Origin of the sequence: Rhodococcus pyridinivorans (assembly GCF_900105195.1) — a bacterium.
Taxonomy (GTDB): Bacteria; Actinomycetota; Actinomycetes; order Mycobacteriales; family Mycobacteriaceae; genus Rhodococcus; species Rhodococcus pyridinivorans.
Genome location: NZ_FNRX01000002.1, coordinates 133,745 through 150,891 on the forward strand (window position 1 = coordinate 133,745; position 17,147 = coordinate 150,891).

General features: G+C 66.7%; 14 protein-coding genes. 7 read left to right on the forward strand and 7 right to left on the reverse strand.

Translation table 11 applies throughout. The annotated features are described in order from the left end of the window. Window positions 1–2: 2 nt before the first annotated feature. On the reverse strand, window positions 3–287 hold the full coding sequence (locus BLV31_RS01305; protein WP_064061118.1) for a hypothetical protein: 285 nt from the start codon (window positions 285–287) through the stop codon (window positions 3–5). Further along, window positions 284–2,743, reverse strand: a complete 2,460-nt coding sequence (locus BLV31_RS01310; protein ID WP_064061119.1) for a molybdopterin oxidoreductase family protein — start codon at window positions 2,741–2,743, stop codon at window positions 284–286. The genes BLV31_RS01305 and BLV31_RS01310 overlap by 4 nt, the downstream gene beginning before the upstream one ends. Window positions 2,744–2,830: 87 nt before the next feature. On the opposite strand from BLV31_RS01310, the gene BLV31_RS24880 reads away from it, so the two are divergent. Then, window positions 2,831–3,109, forward strand: a complete 279-nt coding sequence (locus BLV31_RS24880) for a hypothetical protein (RefSeq protein WP_162273070.1) — start codon at window positions 2,831–2,833, stop codon at window positions 3,107–3,109. Continuing rightward, window positions 3,109–4,890: an AMP-dependent synthetase/ligase gene (locus BLV31_RS01315; RefSeq protein WP_064061120.1), complete on the forward strand. Its 1,782-nt coding sequence runs from the start codon at window positions 3,109–3,111 to the stop codon at window positions 4,888–4,890. The genes BLV31_RS24880 and BLV31_RS01315 overlap by 1 nt, the downstream gene beginning before the upstream one ends. A gap of 43 nt (window positions 4,891–4,933) precedes the next feature. On the opposite strand, the gene BLV31_RS01320 is transcribed toward BLV31_RS01315, so the two are convergent. Then, a complete protein-coding gene (locus BLV31_RS01320) occupies window positions 4,934–7,426 on the reverse strand; it encodes a response regulator (protein ID WP_064061121.1) in 2,493 nt (830 codons plus the stop codon). 730 nt (window positions 7,427–8,156) lie between these two features. Between BLV31_RS01320 and BLV31_RS01325 the strand changes: the two genes are divergently transcribed. Continuing rightward, window positions 8,157–8,570 carry a DUF2628 domain-containing protein gene (locus BLV31_RS01325; protein ID WP_033097827.1) on the forward strand — a complete coding sequence of 138 codons (414 nt, stop codon included), beginning with the start codon at window positions 8,157–8,159 and terminating at the stop codon, window positions 8,568–8,570. Window positions 8,571–8,699: 129 nt separating this feature from the next. After that, on the forward strand, window positions 8,700–9,548 hold the full coding sequence (gene wzm, locus BLV31_RS01330; protein ID WP_006553471.1) for a galactan export ABC transporter permease subunit Wzm/RfbD: 849 nt from the start codon (window positions 8,700–8,702) through the stop codon (window positions 9,546–9,548). On the opposite strand, the gene BLV31_RS01335 is transcribed toward wzm, so the two are convergent. The 3 genes from BLV31_RS01335 to rfbB form a co-directional block, all read right to left on the reverse strand. Next, a complete protein-coding gene (locus BLV31_RS01335) occupies window positions 9,536–11,041 on the reverse strand; it encodes a glycosyltransferase family 39 protein (protein WP_064061122.1) in 1,506 nt (501 codons plus the stop codon). The two genes, wzm and BLV31_RS01335, sit on opposite strands and share 13 nt — an antisense overlap. Before the next feature lie 3 nt (window positions 11,042–11,044). Continuing rightward, window positions 11,045–12,949, reverse strand: coding sequence for a glycosyltransferase (locus BLV31_RS01340; RefSeq protein ID WP_006553469.1), 1,905 nt, complete (start codon window positions 12,947–12,949; stop codon window positions 11,045–11,047). Window positions 12,950–13,092: 143 nt separating this feature from the next. Then, complete coding sequence (gene rfbB / locus BLV31_RS01345) at window positions 13,093–14,100, reverse strand: dTDP-glucose 4,6-dehydratase (RefSeq protein WP_064061123.1); 1,008 nt, start codon at window positions 14,098–14,100, stop codon at window positions 13,093–13,095. Between the two features lie 33 nt (window positions 14,101–14,133). On the opposite strand from rfbB, the gene rfbA reads away from it, so the two are divergent. The 3 genes from rfbA (at window position 14,134) to BLV31_RS01360 (ending at window position 16,568) form a co-directional block, all read left to right on the forward strand. Next, the gene (gene rfbA, locus BLV31_RS01350) at window positions 14,134–15,009 is read left to right on the forward strand and encodes a glucose-1-phosphate thymidylyltransferase RfbA (protein WP_019290334.1); all 876 of its coding nucleotides are present in this window, start codon (window positions 14,134–14,136) and stop codon (window positions 15,007–15,009) included. A gap of 1 nt (window position 15,010) precedes the next feature. Next, complete coding sequence (rfbC, locus tag BLV31_RS01355; protein ID WP_064061124.1) at window positions 15,011–15,592, forward strand: dTDP-4-dehydrorhamnose 3,5-epimerase; 582 nt, start codon at window positions 15,011–15,013, stop codon at window positions 15,590–15,592. Between the two features lie 94 nt (window positions 15,593–15,686). Continuing rightward, window positions 15,687–16,568 (forward strand): type IV toxin-antitoxin system AbiEi family antitoxin domain-containing protein, encoded by an 882-nt coding sequence (locus BLV31_RS01360; RefSeq protein WP_064061125.1) that lies wholly within the window; start codon window positions 15,687–15,689, stop codon window positions 16,566–16,568. Window positions 16,569–16,599: 31 nt separating this feature from the next. Here the strand turns inward: BLV31_RS01360 and BLV31_RS01365 are convergent, their stop codons facing one another. Then, window positions 16,600–17,133 carry a GtrA family protein gene (locus BLV31_RS01365; protein WP_248846260.1) on the reverse strand — a complete coding sequence of 178 codons (534 nt, stop codon included), beginning with the start codon at window positions 17,131–17,133 and terminating at the stop codon, window positions 16,600–16,602. Window positions 17,134–17,147 lie beyond the last annotated feature (14 nt).

Below are 17,147 nucleotides of genomic sequence, written 5' to 3' on the forward strand. Positions count from 1 at the left end.
GCTCAGTCGGTGATGACCGTCTGCGCTGCGATCTCCTTGAGTTTCGCGTTCGCCCAGCGCAGTTGGCGCAGGGTCTGCGGATGGCAGCGTTCGGAGAGGGCGAGGTCGTAGTCGTGGCCGGCGCGGGCGAGTTCGCGCACATGCTGCTGCGACCAGCCGGCGATGTCACGCGCAACGTGGAAGATCTCGTGGTCGACCTTGTGCCGGTCCGCCGTGCGCAGCAGTTCGGTCGCCAGGTCGTTCTCCGAGCGGTGCAGTTCGCGGATCGCCAGGGAGACCTTGTTCATCGCGGTCCTCCGTCGTCGAGCGTCTCGGTGATCTCGGCGTCCGGTCCACCCGAGGTGGCTGGCACGCTGCCGGAGACCGGTGCCGAGGCGGTGGTGGTCGGTGCCGCGGACGGCCCGCCCTCGGCGACGGCGACCCGTTCGACGCACGCGGCGCCCGACTTGAACAGGGGTTGCTTCGACGCCGGGTCCCAGTCGGTGAAGGTCAGTTCGTTGGCCGCGCGCCCCTCGAGCGCCGGTTCGTGGCCCGCCGGGGTGTCCCAGTAGCCGTAGTGGAACGGCAGGAACAGCACCCCGTTCCGGATCCCGCTGATCCGCAACCGCGCGGTGACGTGCCCGCGCGGGGTGTCGATCCGCAGCAGGTCGCCCTCCGACCAGCCGTGCCGCTCGGCGTCGCCCGCCGACATCTCCACCCACACCTCCGGTGCCGCGCGTTGCAGTTGCGGGGCGCGGCCGGTCTTCGTGCGGGTGTGGAAGTGGTAGAGCGTGCGGCCGGTGGTGAGTAGATAGGGATACTCGTCGGAGACCGTCTCATGCGGGGGAAGATACTCACCCGCCTTGATGATCGCCTTGCCGAAGGGGTTCAGCGCCCGGCACTCGGTGGGTTCGACCGGCGCTCCGGTGACCATGTCCCGTCCGTAGTTCTCGCAGTAGTCCGGTGCGGCCCAGAACTTTCCGCCCTCGTAGAGACGTTCGGTCCCGTCGGGTGCGTCGGCGTTGCACGGCCACTGGATTCCGCTTCCGCCACGTAGTTTTTCGTAGGTGATGCCCGTGTAGTCGCAGGGCCGCCCGGCCGTGCACTCCTTCCACGCCTCGAATGTCTCCTCGGGCGTGGACCACTTCACGAGCGGGTCTCCGTCCTTGTCACGCAGATCGATCCGGCGCGCGTAGTCGACGAAGATGTCGAGATCGGGTCTGGCCTGTCCGGGTGGTTCGACGGCCTTCTCCGACAGGTGCACGGTCCGGTCGGTGTTGGTGAACGTCCCGGTCTTCTCACCCCAGGTCGCAGCGGGCAGGACGACGTCGGCCAGCTGCGCGGTCTCCGACAGGAAGATGTCCTGCACAACGAGGAAAAGCCTGTCCTGGGAGAGGATCTCACGCACCCGGCGCAGTTCCGGCAGGGACACCGCCGGGTTCGTCCCGCTCACGTAGAGGAAGCGGATCGAGCCGTCCTCGACGTACCGCATCATCTGCATGAGGTGGGTGGGCGCGGTGTAGTGCGGGATCCGCATCGGATCGATGTTCCACACCCGGGCGAGGTCCTCGACGTGCGATTCGTTGGCCCAGTTGCGGAAGGCCGGCAGGTCGCCGTCGGCGCCGCATTCGCGGGTGTTCTGCGCGGTGGGCTGCCCGTTCATCTGGAGGACTCCGCAACCGGGCCTACCGAGCATGCCGCGCACGAGATGGATGTTGTTCACCTGCACGGCAGCCGCGGTGGCCTGATGGGACTGGTAGAAGCCCTGCAGGACCGTCGAGAGCAGCCGCTCCGCCGTGCCGAGCAGTCGAGCGGCCTCCCGCAGATCCTCGATGGGGACGTCGCAAATCTCGGCGGCCTTCTCGAGGGGATAGTCGTCGAGTTGGGTGCGCAGTTCGTCGAATCCGACGGTGTGGTCCTCGATGTACTTCTCATCGATCCACCCGCGTCGCAGGATCTCGTGCAACAGCCCGTTCATGAGGACGACGTTGGTGCCCGGGCGCGGGGCGAGGTGCACCGTCGCGGCCCGCGCGACCGGCGTCCGCCGCGGATCCACACAGATCACGGCCGGCGGATTCGGTCCGGCGAGCCGATCGAGGACCCGCGTCCATGTCACCGTCTGCGTCTCGGCCATGTTGTGTCCGTAGAGCGCGATGACGTCGGCATGATCGATGTCGGTGTAGGAGCCGGGCTGGCCGTCGCACCCGAAGGACTGTTTGAGGGCGGCAGCCGCCGTCGCTGTGCACAGCCTCGTGTTGCCGTCCATGTGGTTGGTGCCGATGCCACCGTGACCGATGAGCGCGAGGGTGTAGTACTCCTCCAGGAACAGCTGCCCGGTGGTGTAGAAGCCGACCGAACTGGGGCCGCGCTCGTCGAGCAGTTGTTTCGTGCGACCGGCAACAGCATCCATCGCGGTGTCCCAGTCGGTCTCGACGAGTTTGCCGTCGCGGCGGATCAACGGCACGGTGAGCCGGTCCTCCGAGTGGATCGCCTGCCAGCCGAACAGATCCTTGGGGTCGAGCCGCCCGTGGTTGACCCGGTCGACGGCACGTCCGCGCACCCCCACCATGCGTCCGTCCTTGACGGCGATGTCGAGGCCGTCGCCGTTGGAATGCAGGATGGTCGCCGACTGCACCCATCTGTCGACATCGTCCTCGGTCAGTCCGTCGGCGAGAAAAGTGTCGACGCGGGTGGGCCAGCGTTGCCCGCGTCCGTAGGGTGTGCGCGAACCCCACGGATCCGCGATGCGATCCACGGTGGTCATGTTCCCGGCAGTACCCGGGGTGGGAGTGCTCAAACGTTGCACCCCCACACGACCGGACCTTCAGTTCCTCGCAGCGACGATGATGGCGTGGATGATCCATACCGGCAGCCACGCGCCGCACGTGATCAATGTGAGGACGAGATGCAGGAGATGGGGGCAGTCCGCGCGATTCACATTATTGACGGTGACCTGCTGGATCGGCGCGAACGGCTGCGGGGGCGGGTACGCAGACTGCAGATGCCCGTGGAACTGTCCATCCCATCAGGACACGCGCGCGAAATCTCGGAACACAATCCGGCAGATCCGACCGCGGATGTACGCACTTCGTCCTACACTTTCGCCACCCTCGACCTCGGGAGCCAGTGATGACCCCTCGTGCCACCTCACCGTCGACCCTCTGCGAAGCCTTCCAGACCACCGCCGCGGCGTACCCCGACAAGGTCGCGCTGCGCACCCCCGACGACTCCGTCTCCTACACCTGGCGTCAGTACGCGCAGCGCGTCGAACGCCTCGCCGCCGGACTCGCCGGGCTCGGCGTGAACCGCGGGGACACCGTCGGCCTCATGCTCACCAACCGGCCCGAATTCCACCTTCTCGACACCGCCGCGATCCACCTCGGCGCGGCGCCGTTCTCGATCTACAACTCGCTGACCGCCGAACAGATCTCGTACGTGCTCGGCAACGCCGGCAACCACGTGATGATCGCCGAGGAACAGTTCGTCCCCGTCCTGCGGCAGGCGATCGGCGACACGAAGGTCGAGCACCTGGTGTGCATCGACGGCAAACCGGAAGGCACCATCTCCCTCGACGGCCTCGAGGCCGCCACCGATCCGTCCTTCGACTTCGAGGCCTCGTGGAAGGCCGTGCAACCGCCCGACCTGCTGACCCTCATCTACACCTCGGGCACCACAGGCCCGCCGAAGGGTGTCGAACTCACCCACGCCAACCTGCTCGCCGAACTCGAAGCGACGAGCTCGTATCTGCCCATCGGTCCGGACGACCGGATCCTGTCGTATCTGCCCGACGCGCACATCGCCAACCGCTGGGGCTCGCACTACTCGAGCCTGTACAGCGGCATGCAGATCACCACGCTCGACGACCTCAAGCAGGCCATCACCGTGCTACCGAGCCTGCGGCCGACGCTCTTCGGCGCCGTCCCCCAGGTCTGGTACAAGCTCAAGGCCGCGATCGACAAGACCCTCGCCGAGGAGTCGAGCCCGATCAAGAAGAAGCTCGCACTGTGGGCGATCGACGTCGGACGCAAGCGCGCCCGGCTGCAGTCCGATGGCAAACCGGTCCCCCGGTCCCTCGAGGTGCAGCACGCGGTGGCCGACAGGCTGGTGCTGTCCGCGATCCGCGGCAAGCTCGGTCTCGACCAGGTCCGCGCCGCCGTCACCGGCGCCGCGGCGATCTCGCCGGAGGTCCTCGAGTTCGTTCTCGCCCTCGGCATTCCGTGCTCCGAGGTGTGGGGCATGTCGGAGACCTCGTGCGTGGTCACGATGAACCGGCCGGGCGCCATCCGCATCGGTACCGTCGGCCAGGCCGTGCCGTGCGCGCAGATCAGGATCGCCGAAGACGGCGAACTGCTCGTCTCCGGCCCGCTGCTCATGAAGGGCTACCGCAACGACCCCGAGAAGACTGCCGACGCAATTGATTCCGACGGCTGGTTGCACACCGGCGACATCGGCGAGATCGACGCGGACGGTTACCTACGGTTGATCGACCGGAAGAAGGAGATCATCGTCAACGCGGCGGGGAAGAACATGTCGCCCACCAACATCGAAGGCACCCTGCGTGCCGCGTGCCCCATGCTCGGTGGCGCCGTCGCCATCGGCAACGACCGCCCCTACAACGTCGCCCTGCTCGCACTCGACCCCGACGCCCTGGCCATCTTCGCCGAACAGCACGGTCTCAGCGGCACCCACGAGGAACTCACCCGGCATCGGGTGGTCCTCGAATCGATCGCGAAGTCGGTCGAGGAGGCGAACAGCAAACTGTCGCGGGTCGAGCAGATCAAGAAGTACACGGTGCTGCCGACGATCTGGGAACCCTCCGGCGACGAGCTGACCCCGACGATGAAGCTCAAGCGCAAGCCCATCGATGCCAAATACGCGGAGGAGATCGACAAGTTGTACGCGGGAGCCTGATCCGTCACCGCGCCGACCGGTTCGCAGGACCGTTGATCGCGCACTACCTCGACGAATCGCTGAGCGAGACGGTGTAGTCGCCGACGATCTGCTCAGCGATCTCACGCACCTTGACGTTGCGGTGCTGGGAGAAGGCGACGAGTTTGTCGAAGGCCGCGTCGGCATCGCACTTGAACGTAGCCATCATCAATCCGACGGCCTTGCTCAGCGTCGAACGGGTCTCCAACGCCGTCTTCAACTGGTCGGATTCACGTTCCCGCGCGACGAGCGTCTGCTCACGCAGCCACGACAATTCGAGGTTCACGCGAACGCGGGCGACGAGTTCATCGGGGTGGAACGGTTTGGTGATGTAGTCGTCGGCGCCGGTGCGCAGACCGCCGATCGTGGCCTCCGCGCCGGCACGTGCCGTCAGGAGGATGACCGGCAGACGGGAGGTCGCCGGGTCGCGGCGGATCTCCTCGAGCAGCTCCACCCCGTCCCGCCCGGGGAGCATGATATCGCTCAGCACGAGATGCGGCGGTCGCGATCGGATTCGCTCGAGTGCGGTATCGCTGTCCTCCACCGCATCCACGTGCCAACTCTGGCGACGCAACAATTGCGTCAGATAGTCACGCATGTCCGCGTTGTCCTCGATCACGAGGATCCGCGGTAACGAATCCACATCCTCTCCCTGCGCGAATGATTCGTCCTCGTCGAGAGTGACCCTGTCCCACTGTTGCGCTTCGCCGACGTACATGGCGCCCAGATCCCCCGGAACGGTTCCGGCCGGAGACTCCGACGTCGGGTCGAGGACGCGGGGAACGGACACGGTGAAGGTGCTGCCGCGTCCGAGTTCACTGGACACGGTTACCTCTCCCCCGAGCGCGTGGACCCAGTCCGAGACGAGGGACAGACCCAGCCCGATCCCTTCCCGGCTGCGTCCGCCGGCGCTCTCGACGCGATGGAACCGTTCGAAGACGCGGGCGAGTTCCGACTCCGGAATGCCGAGACCCGTATCGGCGACCTTCAGGACCAGTCGATCGCCCTCGACGTCCAGATCCACCTCGACCGACCCCGAAGGGGTGTACTTGATCGCGTTCGAGAGCAGGTTCAGCACGATGTGGGCCCACGTCTGGGGATCGAGCCGGGTTTGCTCGGCCGCCGCGTCGGCGATCCGGCTGCGCAGGTCCAGGCCCGCGCGGTGCGCCACGTCGGCGAACAGGTCCACACATTCGGCCGTGAGCGCCGCCGGATCGGTCGGTTCCAGGGACTTCCTCGACGGGTCGGTCTCGGCACGCGTCGCTTCGAGCAGTGCGTCGACAAGTCGCCGCAATCGGATCGCGGCGCGCTGGGAGGCCTCCAGCGATTGCCGCTGCGCCTCCGTCAACGTCGTGGCGTCGTCGAGCACACTCTGCAACGGGCCGAGGAGCAGCGTGAGCGGCGTGCGGAACTCGTGGCTGATCGATTCGAAGAACCGCGTCTTGGCGGCGTCCAGCGCCGCGAACGCATCGGCCCGGCGACGCTCGGCATCCATCGCTGACGCATCGCGCAGCAGCCCCGAAATCTTCGTGACCACGAGGTCGACGAAGGTCGAGTACGCGGCGTCGAACACCCGGTACGGACTCAGTCCGACGGCGAGGACACCGAGCGGGAAGTCGTGTCCCGACGCCGTCAACGGCACGAGGAGGAGGGTGCCGATCGGATGGTCGCCGAGGGCCCGCTGCGGGTCGAGCAGATCCGGGGAACGCTCGGCGACGCCGGAGACGACGAAGGGTTCGGAGGCCCTGGCGGCCTTCGACAGCAGCTGGTCCTCATCCGGTCCGAGCAGGGCACCCGAGAAGCCGGGCTTCGTCCCCATTACGGCGAGCTGCTTCCAGTTCGGTTGCGGATCATCGGGATCCACCACCCGACTGTCGAGGAACAGCGCGGCCAGGGGAATGTCCTGATGGCTCGGAGCGAGCGCGTCCAGCGCGTTCCGGCACGTGTCGATCACCGACAGGCCCGAATCGGTGATCGCCACCGTACCCAGGCGGCTCAGAGCCTCCAGACGACGCTCACCGAGTACCCGTGAGGTGACGTCGGTGGTCGCGACGAAGACCCCCGCGACCTCGCCGGACTCGTCGCGGATCGGGCTGTAGGAGAAGGTCCAGTAGGTTTCTTCCTCGTAGCCGTGGCGCTGCATGAACAGCAGTTCTTCCTCGGCGAAGGTGGCGGTGCCCGCCATCGCCCGTTCGACGCGCGCGCCCACCTCGTCCCACACCTCGTGCCAGCATTCCGGCGCCGGCTGCGCGACCGCCGCGGGGTACTTGTCGCCGAGGACGGGGATGATCGCGTCGTTGAAGATCTGCACGAGCTGCGGCCCCCACCACAGGAGCATCGGCACCTCGGACGGCAATACCGTCCGCACTGCCATGCGCAGTTCCGCCGGCCAGGACTCCACCGGCCCCAGAGGGGTGGCCGACCAGTCGGTCTTCCGAAACCGTTCCAGGCATTCTCCCGGCCCCGCGAACAGGCGTTCCGCCGACCACGCCTCTCCCGACTCGGCTGTCGCCCTCATGCCCCGTCACTCCCATCTCCGGTACGTCCCGCCCGCCGTCATTCTCCGCCGATATCGCGCAGAACGACGCCACATGGAGGACATGCGTCCTCCTTTCCCCAGGTGGGCGGCATGGGTGGAAATGGTGGTACGTCGGCGGACGCTGGGAACAGTGAAGGCGGCGGCTTCGGCGGCGGGGCCCGACCCGCCGGCGCCTACGTCATCAGCGGTGGGAACGTGTCGGGCGACCCGCCGTGGACGTCAACCGTCTGGTGCGCTCGATCGCGGGGGGTGGTGATCACCTTCCTGATCACGCGCACTGTCGTCGACCGTCCGCCGAGTCGAACCGTTGGTGTAGTACAGGACCGACCGTTGCCCGTATTGCGCTTCCGGACGGTCCCGTAGAACTTCACCGATGGCGGCCTGCCTGCACTTCCTTCGACGCGCGCTCGGCCTCCACCACAACTGAGGGCGAACCCTCGGCGCGCTCGTCGCCGGTGCATGGCTCGGCGAGACGCAGCAGGTGTAGATACAACCGATGTCGGAACTGTACGAGTGGCTGGGCGACTCCGGCCATATGGACGACGGCGCCTGACGAGGAGCCGAGCGAGCCCGACGTTGTGTGCGAGGAAACGCCGAGAACTCGACAACAACGTCGGACTCGATTGCACCCGATCGTGTTTCCCGCGTGACAGATGTGCATACTGTTGCGGGTCGTTCAGGGGGAACGACCGCGACGATCGGGGGGATCATGACCGACCTCAGCATGCCCGCAGCCGGCTCCGACCGGTTCGAGGGTCTGAGCGAGACGTGGCGGTTCCGCTTCGAATTCTTCGCCGCATACGGCGTCCCGGGATCGCTGAAGACGTCTCCCGAATACACCGCGGCCTTCCGCGCCCTGCCGCTGCGGCAGCGCATGAAGCTGAACATGAATCTGCTCGGGTTCCTGTTCGGCATCTTTTATCTGCTGTACCTGCGGTTGTGGAAGAAGGCGCTGGTGGTGTTCGGCGTCGGCCTCGTGCTGGGTCTCCTCGTCGTCGCGCTGGCGCTGCCCTCGACCGTCGACACCGCTCTCACACTCGGCCTGTGGCTCTACGCCGCGAGTCGCGTGAACGTCTACCACTACGAGAACCGGGTACTCGGCCGGCAGACGTGGGGCCTGTAGCCCCGGCTCCGGCGTGCACTTCTCGTCGTGAATACCGCGCAAGATCGACAGGACCTGCACACGCACGGCGGTCCCGTCGACCCCGCGCCCCGGCAGGTCACATTTACGCCGCGGGTAGGCTCGGGACCCGTGTCTGATGCCCTCACCGTCGACGACGAACCCATCGAGTCGTCCTCACGTTCGTTCCGGCGCGCGTTCCAGGATCTGCGCGAAGGCTTCAACCACCGCGAACTGTGGTTGCTGCTCGGCTGGCAGGACATCAAGCAGCGCTACCGCCGGTCGGTGCTCGGCCCGTTCTGGATCACGATCGCCACGGGTGTGTCGGCGATCGCGATGGGTGTGCTCTACGGCACGCTGTTCAACCTCGATGTCCCGGAGTTCCTGCCGTACGTCGCGCTCGGCTTCATCATCTGGAACCTGATCCAGGGGTCGATCCTCGAGGGCGCGGACGTGTTCATGTCCAACGAGGGCCTGATCAAACAGCTGCCGACGCCGCTCAGTGTGCACGTCTACCGGCTGGTGTGGCGGCAGATGATCCTGTTCGCGCACAACATCGTCATCTACATCGGCATCTTCATCTTCTTCCCACGTCAGCTGTACTGGACGGCCTTCCTCGCCATCCCGGCGCTGGCGTTGATCGCGATCAACGCGGTGTGGGTGTCGCTGGTGTTCGGCATCCTCGCCACGCGCTACCGCGACATCGCGCCGCTGCTCGGCAGCATCGTCCAGCTGCTGTTCTTCATGACACCGATCATCTGGACGGAGAAGACGCTCGAGGGCACCGGCAACGAGGGGCGGGCGCGGATCGCGGAGATCAACCCGCTCTACCACTTCCTCGACATCGTGCGGACCCCACTGCTCGGCGGCGACCAGCAGCTCTACCACTGGGTCATCGTCCTGATCATCACCGTCGTCGGCTGGGGTATCGCCCTGCTCGCGCTGCGCAACTACCGCTCGCGCGTCGCCTACTGGGTCTGAGCCGGTTCGAGCCGGACCAGCTGTGAACGGTGGATCGGCTCCCGGTCGGTGATCCGGAAACCGACGGCCTCGAGCTCCCGGTAGGTGTCGGTCTCGGTGAACCGGTGGGGTTCGAACCGCCACCACACGTTGTTCGGGTGCCACACCCGGAAGCCGGTCTCGCGCTCTCCGTCGGCGACCACCCACAGCACCTCGCATCGAGCCGCCGCGCGTCGGGCGAGTTCCGGCGGTGGAGCGTCGGTCGACCACAGGTTCACTCGGTCGACGGCGTCGTAGCCGAGCCCCACGTCGTCGAGTCCTTCCACCGCGTCGGGCCGGGCGTCAACGACCGCGCGCAGTGAGGTCGGTGCCCACGAGACGCGCGGTTCGAAAGCGACACAGTCGCCGGGTTCGGAGCGTTCGACCAGCCGGTCGGCGATCACGCTGTAGTCCATCCCGCCGGCCTTGCCGAACGGCTGTCGCTGCTGCACGTAGGCCGGCGCAACGCTGACGGCGACCGCAGTCAGCACCACCAGCATCGACCACCAGCGGGTTGCGATGCGGGCCGCCGCCCAGCCCACGAGCAGCACCATCGCGGGAACCGTGAACGACAGATAGCGCTCGAGGTACATGTTGTCCTCGAGCAGCGAGTAGCCGAGCAACAGCACCATGGGCACGGCGAAACCCGGCACAGCGAGCCACAGCAGGGTCCGCTCCCCAGGCTCCGCGCCACGACGGCACGCGGCGATCACCCCGGCGACGACGATCGCGGCGAACAAGGTGGCCGTCCACGGGGCCTGCGGGAACCACTGATCGAGAGCGATCGTGCGGACGATCGTCGAGTCGAGCGGAGGAATCCAGGCGACCTGCTTGGCCTGCGAATAGGCGAGCAGGACGAACGGCGTCGACAAGGCCGCGCCCACCCCTGCGGACAACAGGAACGCACCGCGCCCACGACCACGGACCAGCACGGTGAGGAGATGCGCGACAACGACCGTCGCGGAGTACACGAACATCACCGTCGCGACCGGCAGGACGACGGCGTACAGCGCCCACCACCGTCTACGGCCGGTCGCGCAGCCGAGCGCGACCAGCAGCGACAACACCGCGACCAGCGCCGCAGCGAAGGCATAGGACCGCGCTTCGGTGGCCGCCCAGGTCACCCGCGGCGACAGCGCGAACAGCACCCCGGCGGCGATCCCCACGCGGCGACCCGCCAGCACCTGGCCGGTCGCCGTGACGGCTGCGGCACCCACCCCGAGCGCGAGCACACCGGGCAGGCGGGCGGTGAACTCGTCGACGCCCACGAGGGAGAACCAGTAGTGCAGCAGCAGATTGTGCAGGCCGTGGACGGCGTCGATCCGGGTGTGGACGCGGAGCATCCCCTCGACCGACCGGTCGGCACTCGAGATGGTGGCGGCCTCGTCCCACCACAGCGAGGGGACCCACGAGAACGCCCCTGCGACGAGCACGGTCGCAACCCCGATCAGCAGGGGAAACGACCATGCCCTCACGGTCTACCCGTCGATGCCGTACAGGCGCGCCCAGTTCTCGCGGCTCGTGAGCTTGGGGAGCGCTTCCTGCCAGACCGTCTTCATCCGGGGCGCTTCCTTGCGAAGCTGCCAGCACACCTTCGCGGCCTGCTTCGCGAGGTCGACGGCGGTGTCCTTGTCGCGGTGACGCACCCGCACGGCGTTCTGCGAGGCGTCGGTGACGACGGCCTTGTCGAACAACGACACGTGCCACCACGATGCGAAGTGAGCGGGAACGGTGACCGTCCGGCGGTCGACCTTGCCGGCGAACTGCTGCACGGCACGCTTGAGCAGCACCAGGCCCTCGCGCTTCTTGTCGGGCTCGAACTGCCAGACCGACATCTGCGTATGCGGATCGGATTCCTTGCCCACCTGTGCGGCCGGAAGCGGCTTCGTCTCGGGATAGCGGTCGCGCAGTTCGCGCAGTTCCTTCAGCACGGACTGGCCGCCGTCGTAGAGGAAGTCCGGTCCGGCGAGGAAGTCCTCCGCAGCCTTGATGAAGGTCGCGGCGAGACCGTACTGCATCGAGACGATGAGCTCACTGATCTTGCGGAACAGGTACTTCGACATGTCGTTACCGTCGAAGCGCCCGTAGATGGACGAGACGATCAGGCCGTTGCGGATGCTGAAATAGCGCGCCCAGTCGTCGTAGTCCTTGAGATAGAAGTCGGCATGCCACACACCCGCATTGGGCAGGGTGACCGTCGGATGCCCCGCGTACCGGGCACGGATGCCGTATTCGATGTCGTCCCACTGGAAGAACAGCGGGATGGGCAGACCGCAGTCGGCGATGATCTCGGCGGGCAGCAGGCAGGTCCACCAGCCGTTCCAGCCGGCGTCGAAACGCATGTCCTGCTTCTTCTTCACGAGGTCGATGCCCATGCGCGCACCCGGAGTCAGTGCGCCGGCGGTGATCTCGTCGAGCACCTCACGCTCGGCCGAGACGTGCAGGACCTGGGGATTGCTCAGCGACAGCATCTGGGCACCGACGATCGTCGGCTGCACCGTCATGTTCGCGAAAGCGTTGAGACGCAACACCGATTCGGGTTCGCACAGGATGTCGTCGTCCATGACGATGACGTTGGCGTGCTCGGCCTTGGCGGAACCGGTGATCTCGTACATTCCGCGCGAGAAGCCACCCGCACCACCGAGATTCGGCTGGGTCAGGTAGATGAGCTTGTCGCCGAGCTTGTCGGCGACCTCGGCGAACGCCGAGCGCGAGCGCACCTGGTCGGTGCCCTGGTCGACGATGCACACCGCTTCGATGTCGGCCATCGCCCCGTCGTCCGAGGCGAGAGTGCCGACGGTGACGGTGCAGTCGTCGGCGCGGTTGAACGTGCAGATGACCACAGCCGCGGGACGCAGGTGCTCGGGAGCGGCGACCGTCCAGCGCGCGTCGGAGACGAGCACCGATCCGTTGCCGGCATCGATGGAGAACCACATCGCACCGCCGTCGACGAACCGTTCGATCGGCAGCTCGAGGTCGAGCTCGCCCGAACCCGACACCGTCTCGACCGTCACGATCCGCTCGCGTCCGCGTGCATCGGACGCCCACACGGTGAACTCAGCCGTACCGGAGCAGCCGTAGGTGAGCTGCAGGTTCACGGTCTTCACGTCGGTCCAGCGCTGCCAGAACGTCGCGGGAAAGCGGCCGAAATAGGTGTTGGTGTGGGCGGTCGCGCCGTCGGCGAGCTGCAGCCCGTAGCGGTCGGACGCCGCGCCACCCTTCGTGTGGACGTACATCTTCTCCGGCACGCGCGGCGACAGAGATGCGAAGACACCGCGCTGGACGATCAGCCGGTCGCGACGCACCGGTTCGGTGAGAACCTCGTCCAGTGTGTCCGCCTCATGTCCGATCGTGCTTGTGTCGCCGGCAGCTGCCTGCTCCATCGGGCTACTCCCCGCTCGTGGTCGATCCGCTGTTTTCGATGCGACAGTAGCAGCGGAAACAGGAGCTCCACGGTTGTGTGCGTCGTGTACCGGTGTTTCGACCCATTCGCGAATTGTGCCGGGACCACCCCGAACGGCGCGGGTTATCCGCCCAGAACGCGCTCGACGCGCCTGTAGGCGGCCTCGGTGGCCCGTTTCTGTGGCGTCCACCACTGCTCGTGGGCGCGGTACCAGGCTATGGTCGCGGCCAGCCCCTCACGGAAGTCACGGTAGCGGGGCGCCCAGCCCAGTTCGGTGCGCAGTCGGGTCGCGTCGATGGCGTAACGCAGGTCGTGGCCGGGGCGGTCGGTGACGAAATCGAACTCGTCACGGCCCTTGCCGCACAGCTCGAGGACGGTTTCGACGACGGTACGGTTGTCGGTCTCCCCGTCCGCGCCGATCAGATAGGTCTCGCCGAGCCGGCCGTGTTCGATGATCGTCCACACGGCGCTGTTGTGGTCGTCGACGTGGATCCAATCCCGCACGTTGGTGCCGGTGCCGTAGAGCTTCGGGCGCACACCGGTGAGCACGTTGGTGATCTGGCGGGGGATGAACTTCTCCACGTGCTGATAGGGGCCGTAGTTGTTCGAGCAGTTGGAGATGGTCGCGCGGACGCCGAACGAACGCACCCAGGCGCGCACCAGCAGATCCGAGCCGGCCTTCGTCGACGAATAGGGGCTCGACGGATTGTAGGCGGTGGTCTCGGTGAACTTGATCGGATCGTTCAGCGGCAGGTCGCCATAGACCTCGTCGGTGGAGATGTGGTGATAACGCACGTCGTACTTGCGGACGGCCTCGAGCAGGGTGAAGGTGCCCACGAGATTGGTCTGCACGAACGGTGCGGGGTTCGCCAGGGAGTTGTCGTTGTGGGATTCGGCGGCGAAGTGCACCACCAGATCGGTGTCGGCGACGAGCCGGTCAACCAGCTCGGCGTCGGCGATGTCACCTTCGACGAAGGTGATCGTGTCGGCGACGGGGTCGAGGGAGGCGCGGTTGCCGGCGTAGGTGAGCTTGTCGAGCACGGTGACCTGCGTGTCGGGTCGTTCCGCGACGGTCTGATGGACGAAGTTCGCGCCGATGAAACCGGCACCACCGGTGACGAGCAGCCTCATTGGCGCAAGCCTACTCATGCGAGACTGTCCGACATGCGCGGAATCATCCTCGCGGGTGGGACGGGCTCGCGTCTGCATCCGATCACCCAGGGCGTGAGCAAGCAGCTCGTGCCCGTCTACGACAAGCCGATGATCTACTACCCGCTCTCGACGCTCATGCTCGCCGGGATCCGCGACATCCTCATGATCACCACCCCGCACGACGCCGGACAGTTCCGCTGGTTGCTCGGCGACGGTTCGCAGTTCGGCGTGAACATCACCTACGCGATCCAACCCTCACCCGACGGCCTGGCACAGGCCTTCGTGCTCGGCGCCGACCACATCGGAACCGAGCCGGTCGCATTGATCCTCGGCGACAACATCTTCTACGGCCCCGGCCTCGGCACCCAGCTCAAACGCTTCGCTCACATCGACGGTGGTGCGGTGTTCGCGTACCGGGTGTCCGATCCGTCGGCCTACGGGGTGATCGAGTTCGACTCCACCGGCCGCGCCCTGTCGCTCGAGGAGAAACCCGACGACCCGAAGTCGAACTTCGCGGTGCCGGGGCTGTACTTCTACGACAACGACGTCGTCGAGATCGCCCGGTCGCTGAAGCCGTCGGCGCGCGGCGAACTGGAGATCACCGACGTCAACCGCACCTATCTCGAAGCGGGGAAACTGCAGGTCGAGGTGTTGCCGCGCGGTACCGCCTGGCTCGACACCGGCACCTTCGACTCGCTGCTCGACGCGTCGAACTACGTGCGCACCATCGAACAACGTCAGGGATTGAAGATCGGTGCGCCCGAGGAGGTCGCGTGGCGTCTCGGGTTCATCGACGACGAGCAACTGCGCGCCGCGGCCGAGCCGCTGGTGAAGTCGGGCTACGGCAGCTACCTGCTGGATCTGCTCGAACGAGGAAAGGACCGCTAGGTTGCAGTACCGGGAACTGACGATCGCCGGGGCGTGGGAGGTCACGCCGAAACAGTTCGGCGACGACCGGGGCGTGTTCCTCGAATGGTTCAAGCAGGAGAGTTTCACCGACGCCGCCGGCCGTCCCCTGGAGTTGGCGCAGGCGAACTGCTCGGTCTCCGCCGCCGGGGTGCTGCGCGGCATCCACTACGCGGATGTGCCTCCCGGACAGGCGAAGTACGTCACGTGCGTGTCGGGGTCGGTGCTCGACGTCGTCGTCGACCTGAGGGTGGGGTCGCCGACCTTCGGGCAGTGGGATTCGGTGCTGCTCGACACGAAGGACCGGCGCGCGATCTTCCTGTCCGAGGGCCTCGGCCACGGTTTCCTTGCACTCGAGGACAACTCGACCGTCGTCTACCTGTGCTCGACGGGCTACGACCCCGACCGTGAGCACGAGGTGAACCCGTTCGATCCGGAGATCGGGATCGATTGGCCGACAACGGGACCTGACGGCAGGTCGCTGACCTACGAACTGTCGGCCAAGGATCGGGCGGCACCCACCCTCGCCGACGCCCGCGAAGCGGGTCGTCTCCCGAGCTTCTGACGATTTGTGTGGATTCGACCCCGGTTTCCGGGGCTGGATCCACACTAATCGATCGGTACGGAACCGGAACCGCGGTCACTGCGTCGAACCGGATATGAACCTGCGAAACGCGTACCGCATCATGGCCGCTCAGGACGGCGTCATCACCCGAGCACAAGCACTGGACTGCGGAATGAGCGCTTCCGCTGTCGACCGACGAGTCGAGAACGGCGACTGGTTCGCGCTCGCACGCGGCGTCTACCTGCGTGCCGACCGGGAACGCACGCCGGCTGTGGCGCTACGGTCAGCCGTCTACGCGGCAGGTCCGGAAGCGGCAGCCTGGGGACCGAGCGCGGCATGGTGGCACGGACTGCTCGACCGCGCTCCTTCTCTCCGCTACGTGACCGTGCCGCAGAAGCGCACCCTCGCCCGACGCCACGGGGTGCGGGTACGCCGACGCGACCTCCAGCGACGCGACGTCGTCGTAGTGCGCGGTCTACCGGTCACCGCGCTGCCACTCACAGTGCTCGAAGCCGCCGTCGAACTGCCGACGGGTTCGGTGCTCATGGACCGCGCGCTGCAGCGTCACACCTCGCTACCCGCACTCGAGCAGGCACATCGAAGGAATCTCGGACGTCACGGCGCACCCCGCGCCGCTCATCTGTTGTGCTCGGCTCGCGAAGGCGGCCACTCCCAGGCCGAACGCATCTTCCACCGACTACTCCGTGGTGCGGGGTTCACCGGGTGGCGAGCACACGCGATGAGCTGCGGCTTCGAGATCGACGTGGTGTTCGACGCCGAGCGGGTCGCGGTCGAGATCGACGGGTGGGCCTGGCACCGCGACGCCGAGCGACACCGCCGCGACGCCGAGAGGCAGAACGTCCTGATCAACGCCGGCTGGCACGTGCTGCGCTTCACCTGGCACGCGATCACCCAGGAACCCGACGAGGTGGTGCGGCAGATCCGTCAGGCCCTGAATCGGACTTCGGTGGGTTGAACCCCGCTGAGCGGGGTCGGATCCACCCGAATCAGCGGAGGCGGAAGATCACGACGCGCTGGACGACGAAGTTGATCACCGTCGCGACGCCTTGGGCGACGACGAAGGCGAAGGGCGTGACCCACCACTCGTCGCCGAGGGCTTCGTTGAGTACACGGTTGATGCCGACCTGTGCGGCGAACGTCACTGCGTAGAGGACCACCACGGCTGCGAAACGGACGCGGCTCGGCGGGGCTTTGAAGGTCCAGCGGCGGTTGATCAGGTAGGCGGTGGTGGTGCCGGCCACGAACGACAGGGCCTTCGCGACGTCGCGCGTGACGCCCAGTGCCATGAGCAGGACGTACAGGCCGTAGTCGACGATCGCCGAGAACCCACCGGTCAGGACGAACCGTGTGAGCTGCGTCTTCAGGTCCAGCGCTTCGTCGGCCGTCGAATCGGTCAACGGCAGTTCGGGAGCCAGTGGGGCGTGATGCTCCGGCAGCGGCTGCACATGGTCGTGGGATTCCGGCACGCAGACGAGGGTAACGCCCGTGAGCAACAGCATCTTGCCGGGTGACCAGGACACACGGGTAGCCTTTA

Excerpts from the sequence above, each read along its gene's own strand:
- BLV31_RS01305 (WP_064061118.1), bottom strand. The coding sequence starts at position 287 with ATGAACAAGGTCTCCCTGGCGATCCGCGAACTGCACCGCTCGGAGAAC.
- BLV31_RS01310 (WP_064061119.1), bottom strand. The coding sequence starts at position 2,743 with ATGACCACCGTGGATCGCATCGCGGATCCGTGGGGTTCGCGCACACCC.
- BLV31_RS01315 (WP_064061120.1), top strand. The coding sequence starts at position 3,109 with ATGACCCCTCGTGCCACCTCACCGTCGACCCTCTGCGAAGCCTTCCAG.
- BLV31_RS01320 (WP_064061121.1), bottom strand. The coding sequence starts at position 7,426 with ATGAGGGCGACAGCCGAGTCGGGAGAGGCGTGGTCGGCGGAACGCCTG.
- BLV31_RS01325 (WP_033097827.1), top strand. The coding sequence starts at position 8,157 with ATGACCGACCTCAGCATGCCCGCAGCCGGCTCCGACCGGTTCGAGGGT.
- BLV31_RS01340 (WP_006553469.1), bottom strand. The coding sequence starts at position 12,949 with ATGGAGCAGGCAGCTGCCGGCGACACAAGCACGATCGGACATGAGGCG.
- rfbB (WP_064061123.1), bottom strand. The coding sequence starts at position 14,100 with ATGAGGCTGCTCGTCACCGGTGGTGCCGGTTTCATCGGCGCGAACTTC.
- rfbA (WP_019290334.1), top strand. The coding sequence starts at position 14,134 with ATGCGCGGAATCATCCTCGCGGGTGGGACGGGCTCGCGTCTGCATCCG.
- BLV31_RS01360 (WP_064061125.1), top strand. The coding sequence starts at position 15,687 with ATGAACCTGCGAAACGCGTACCGCATCATGGCCGCTCAGGACGGCGTC.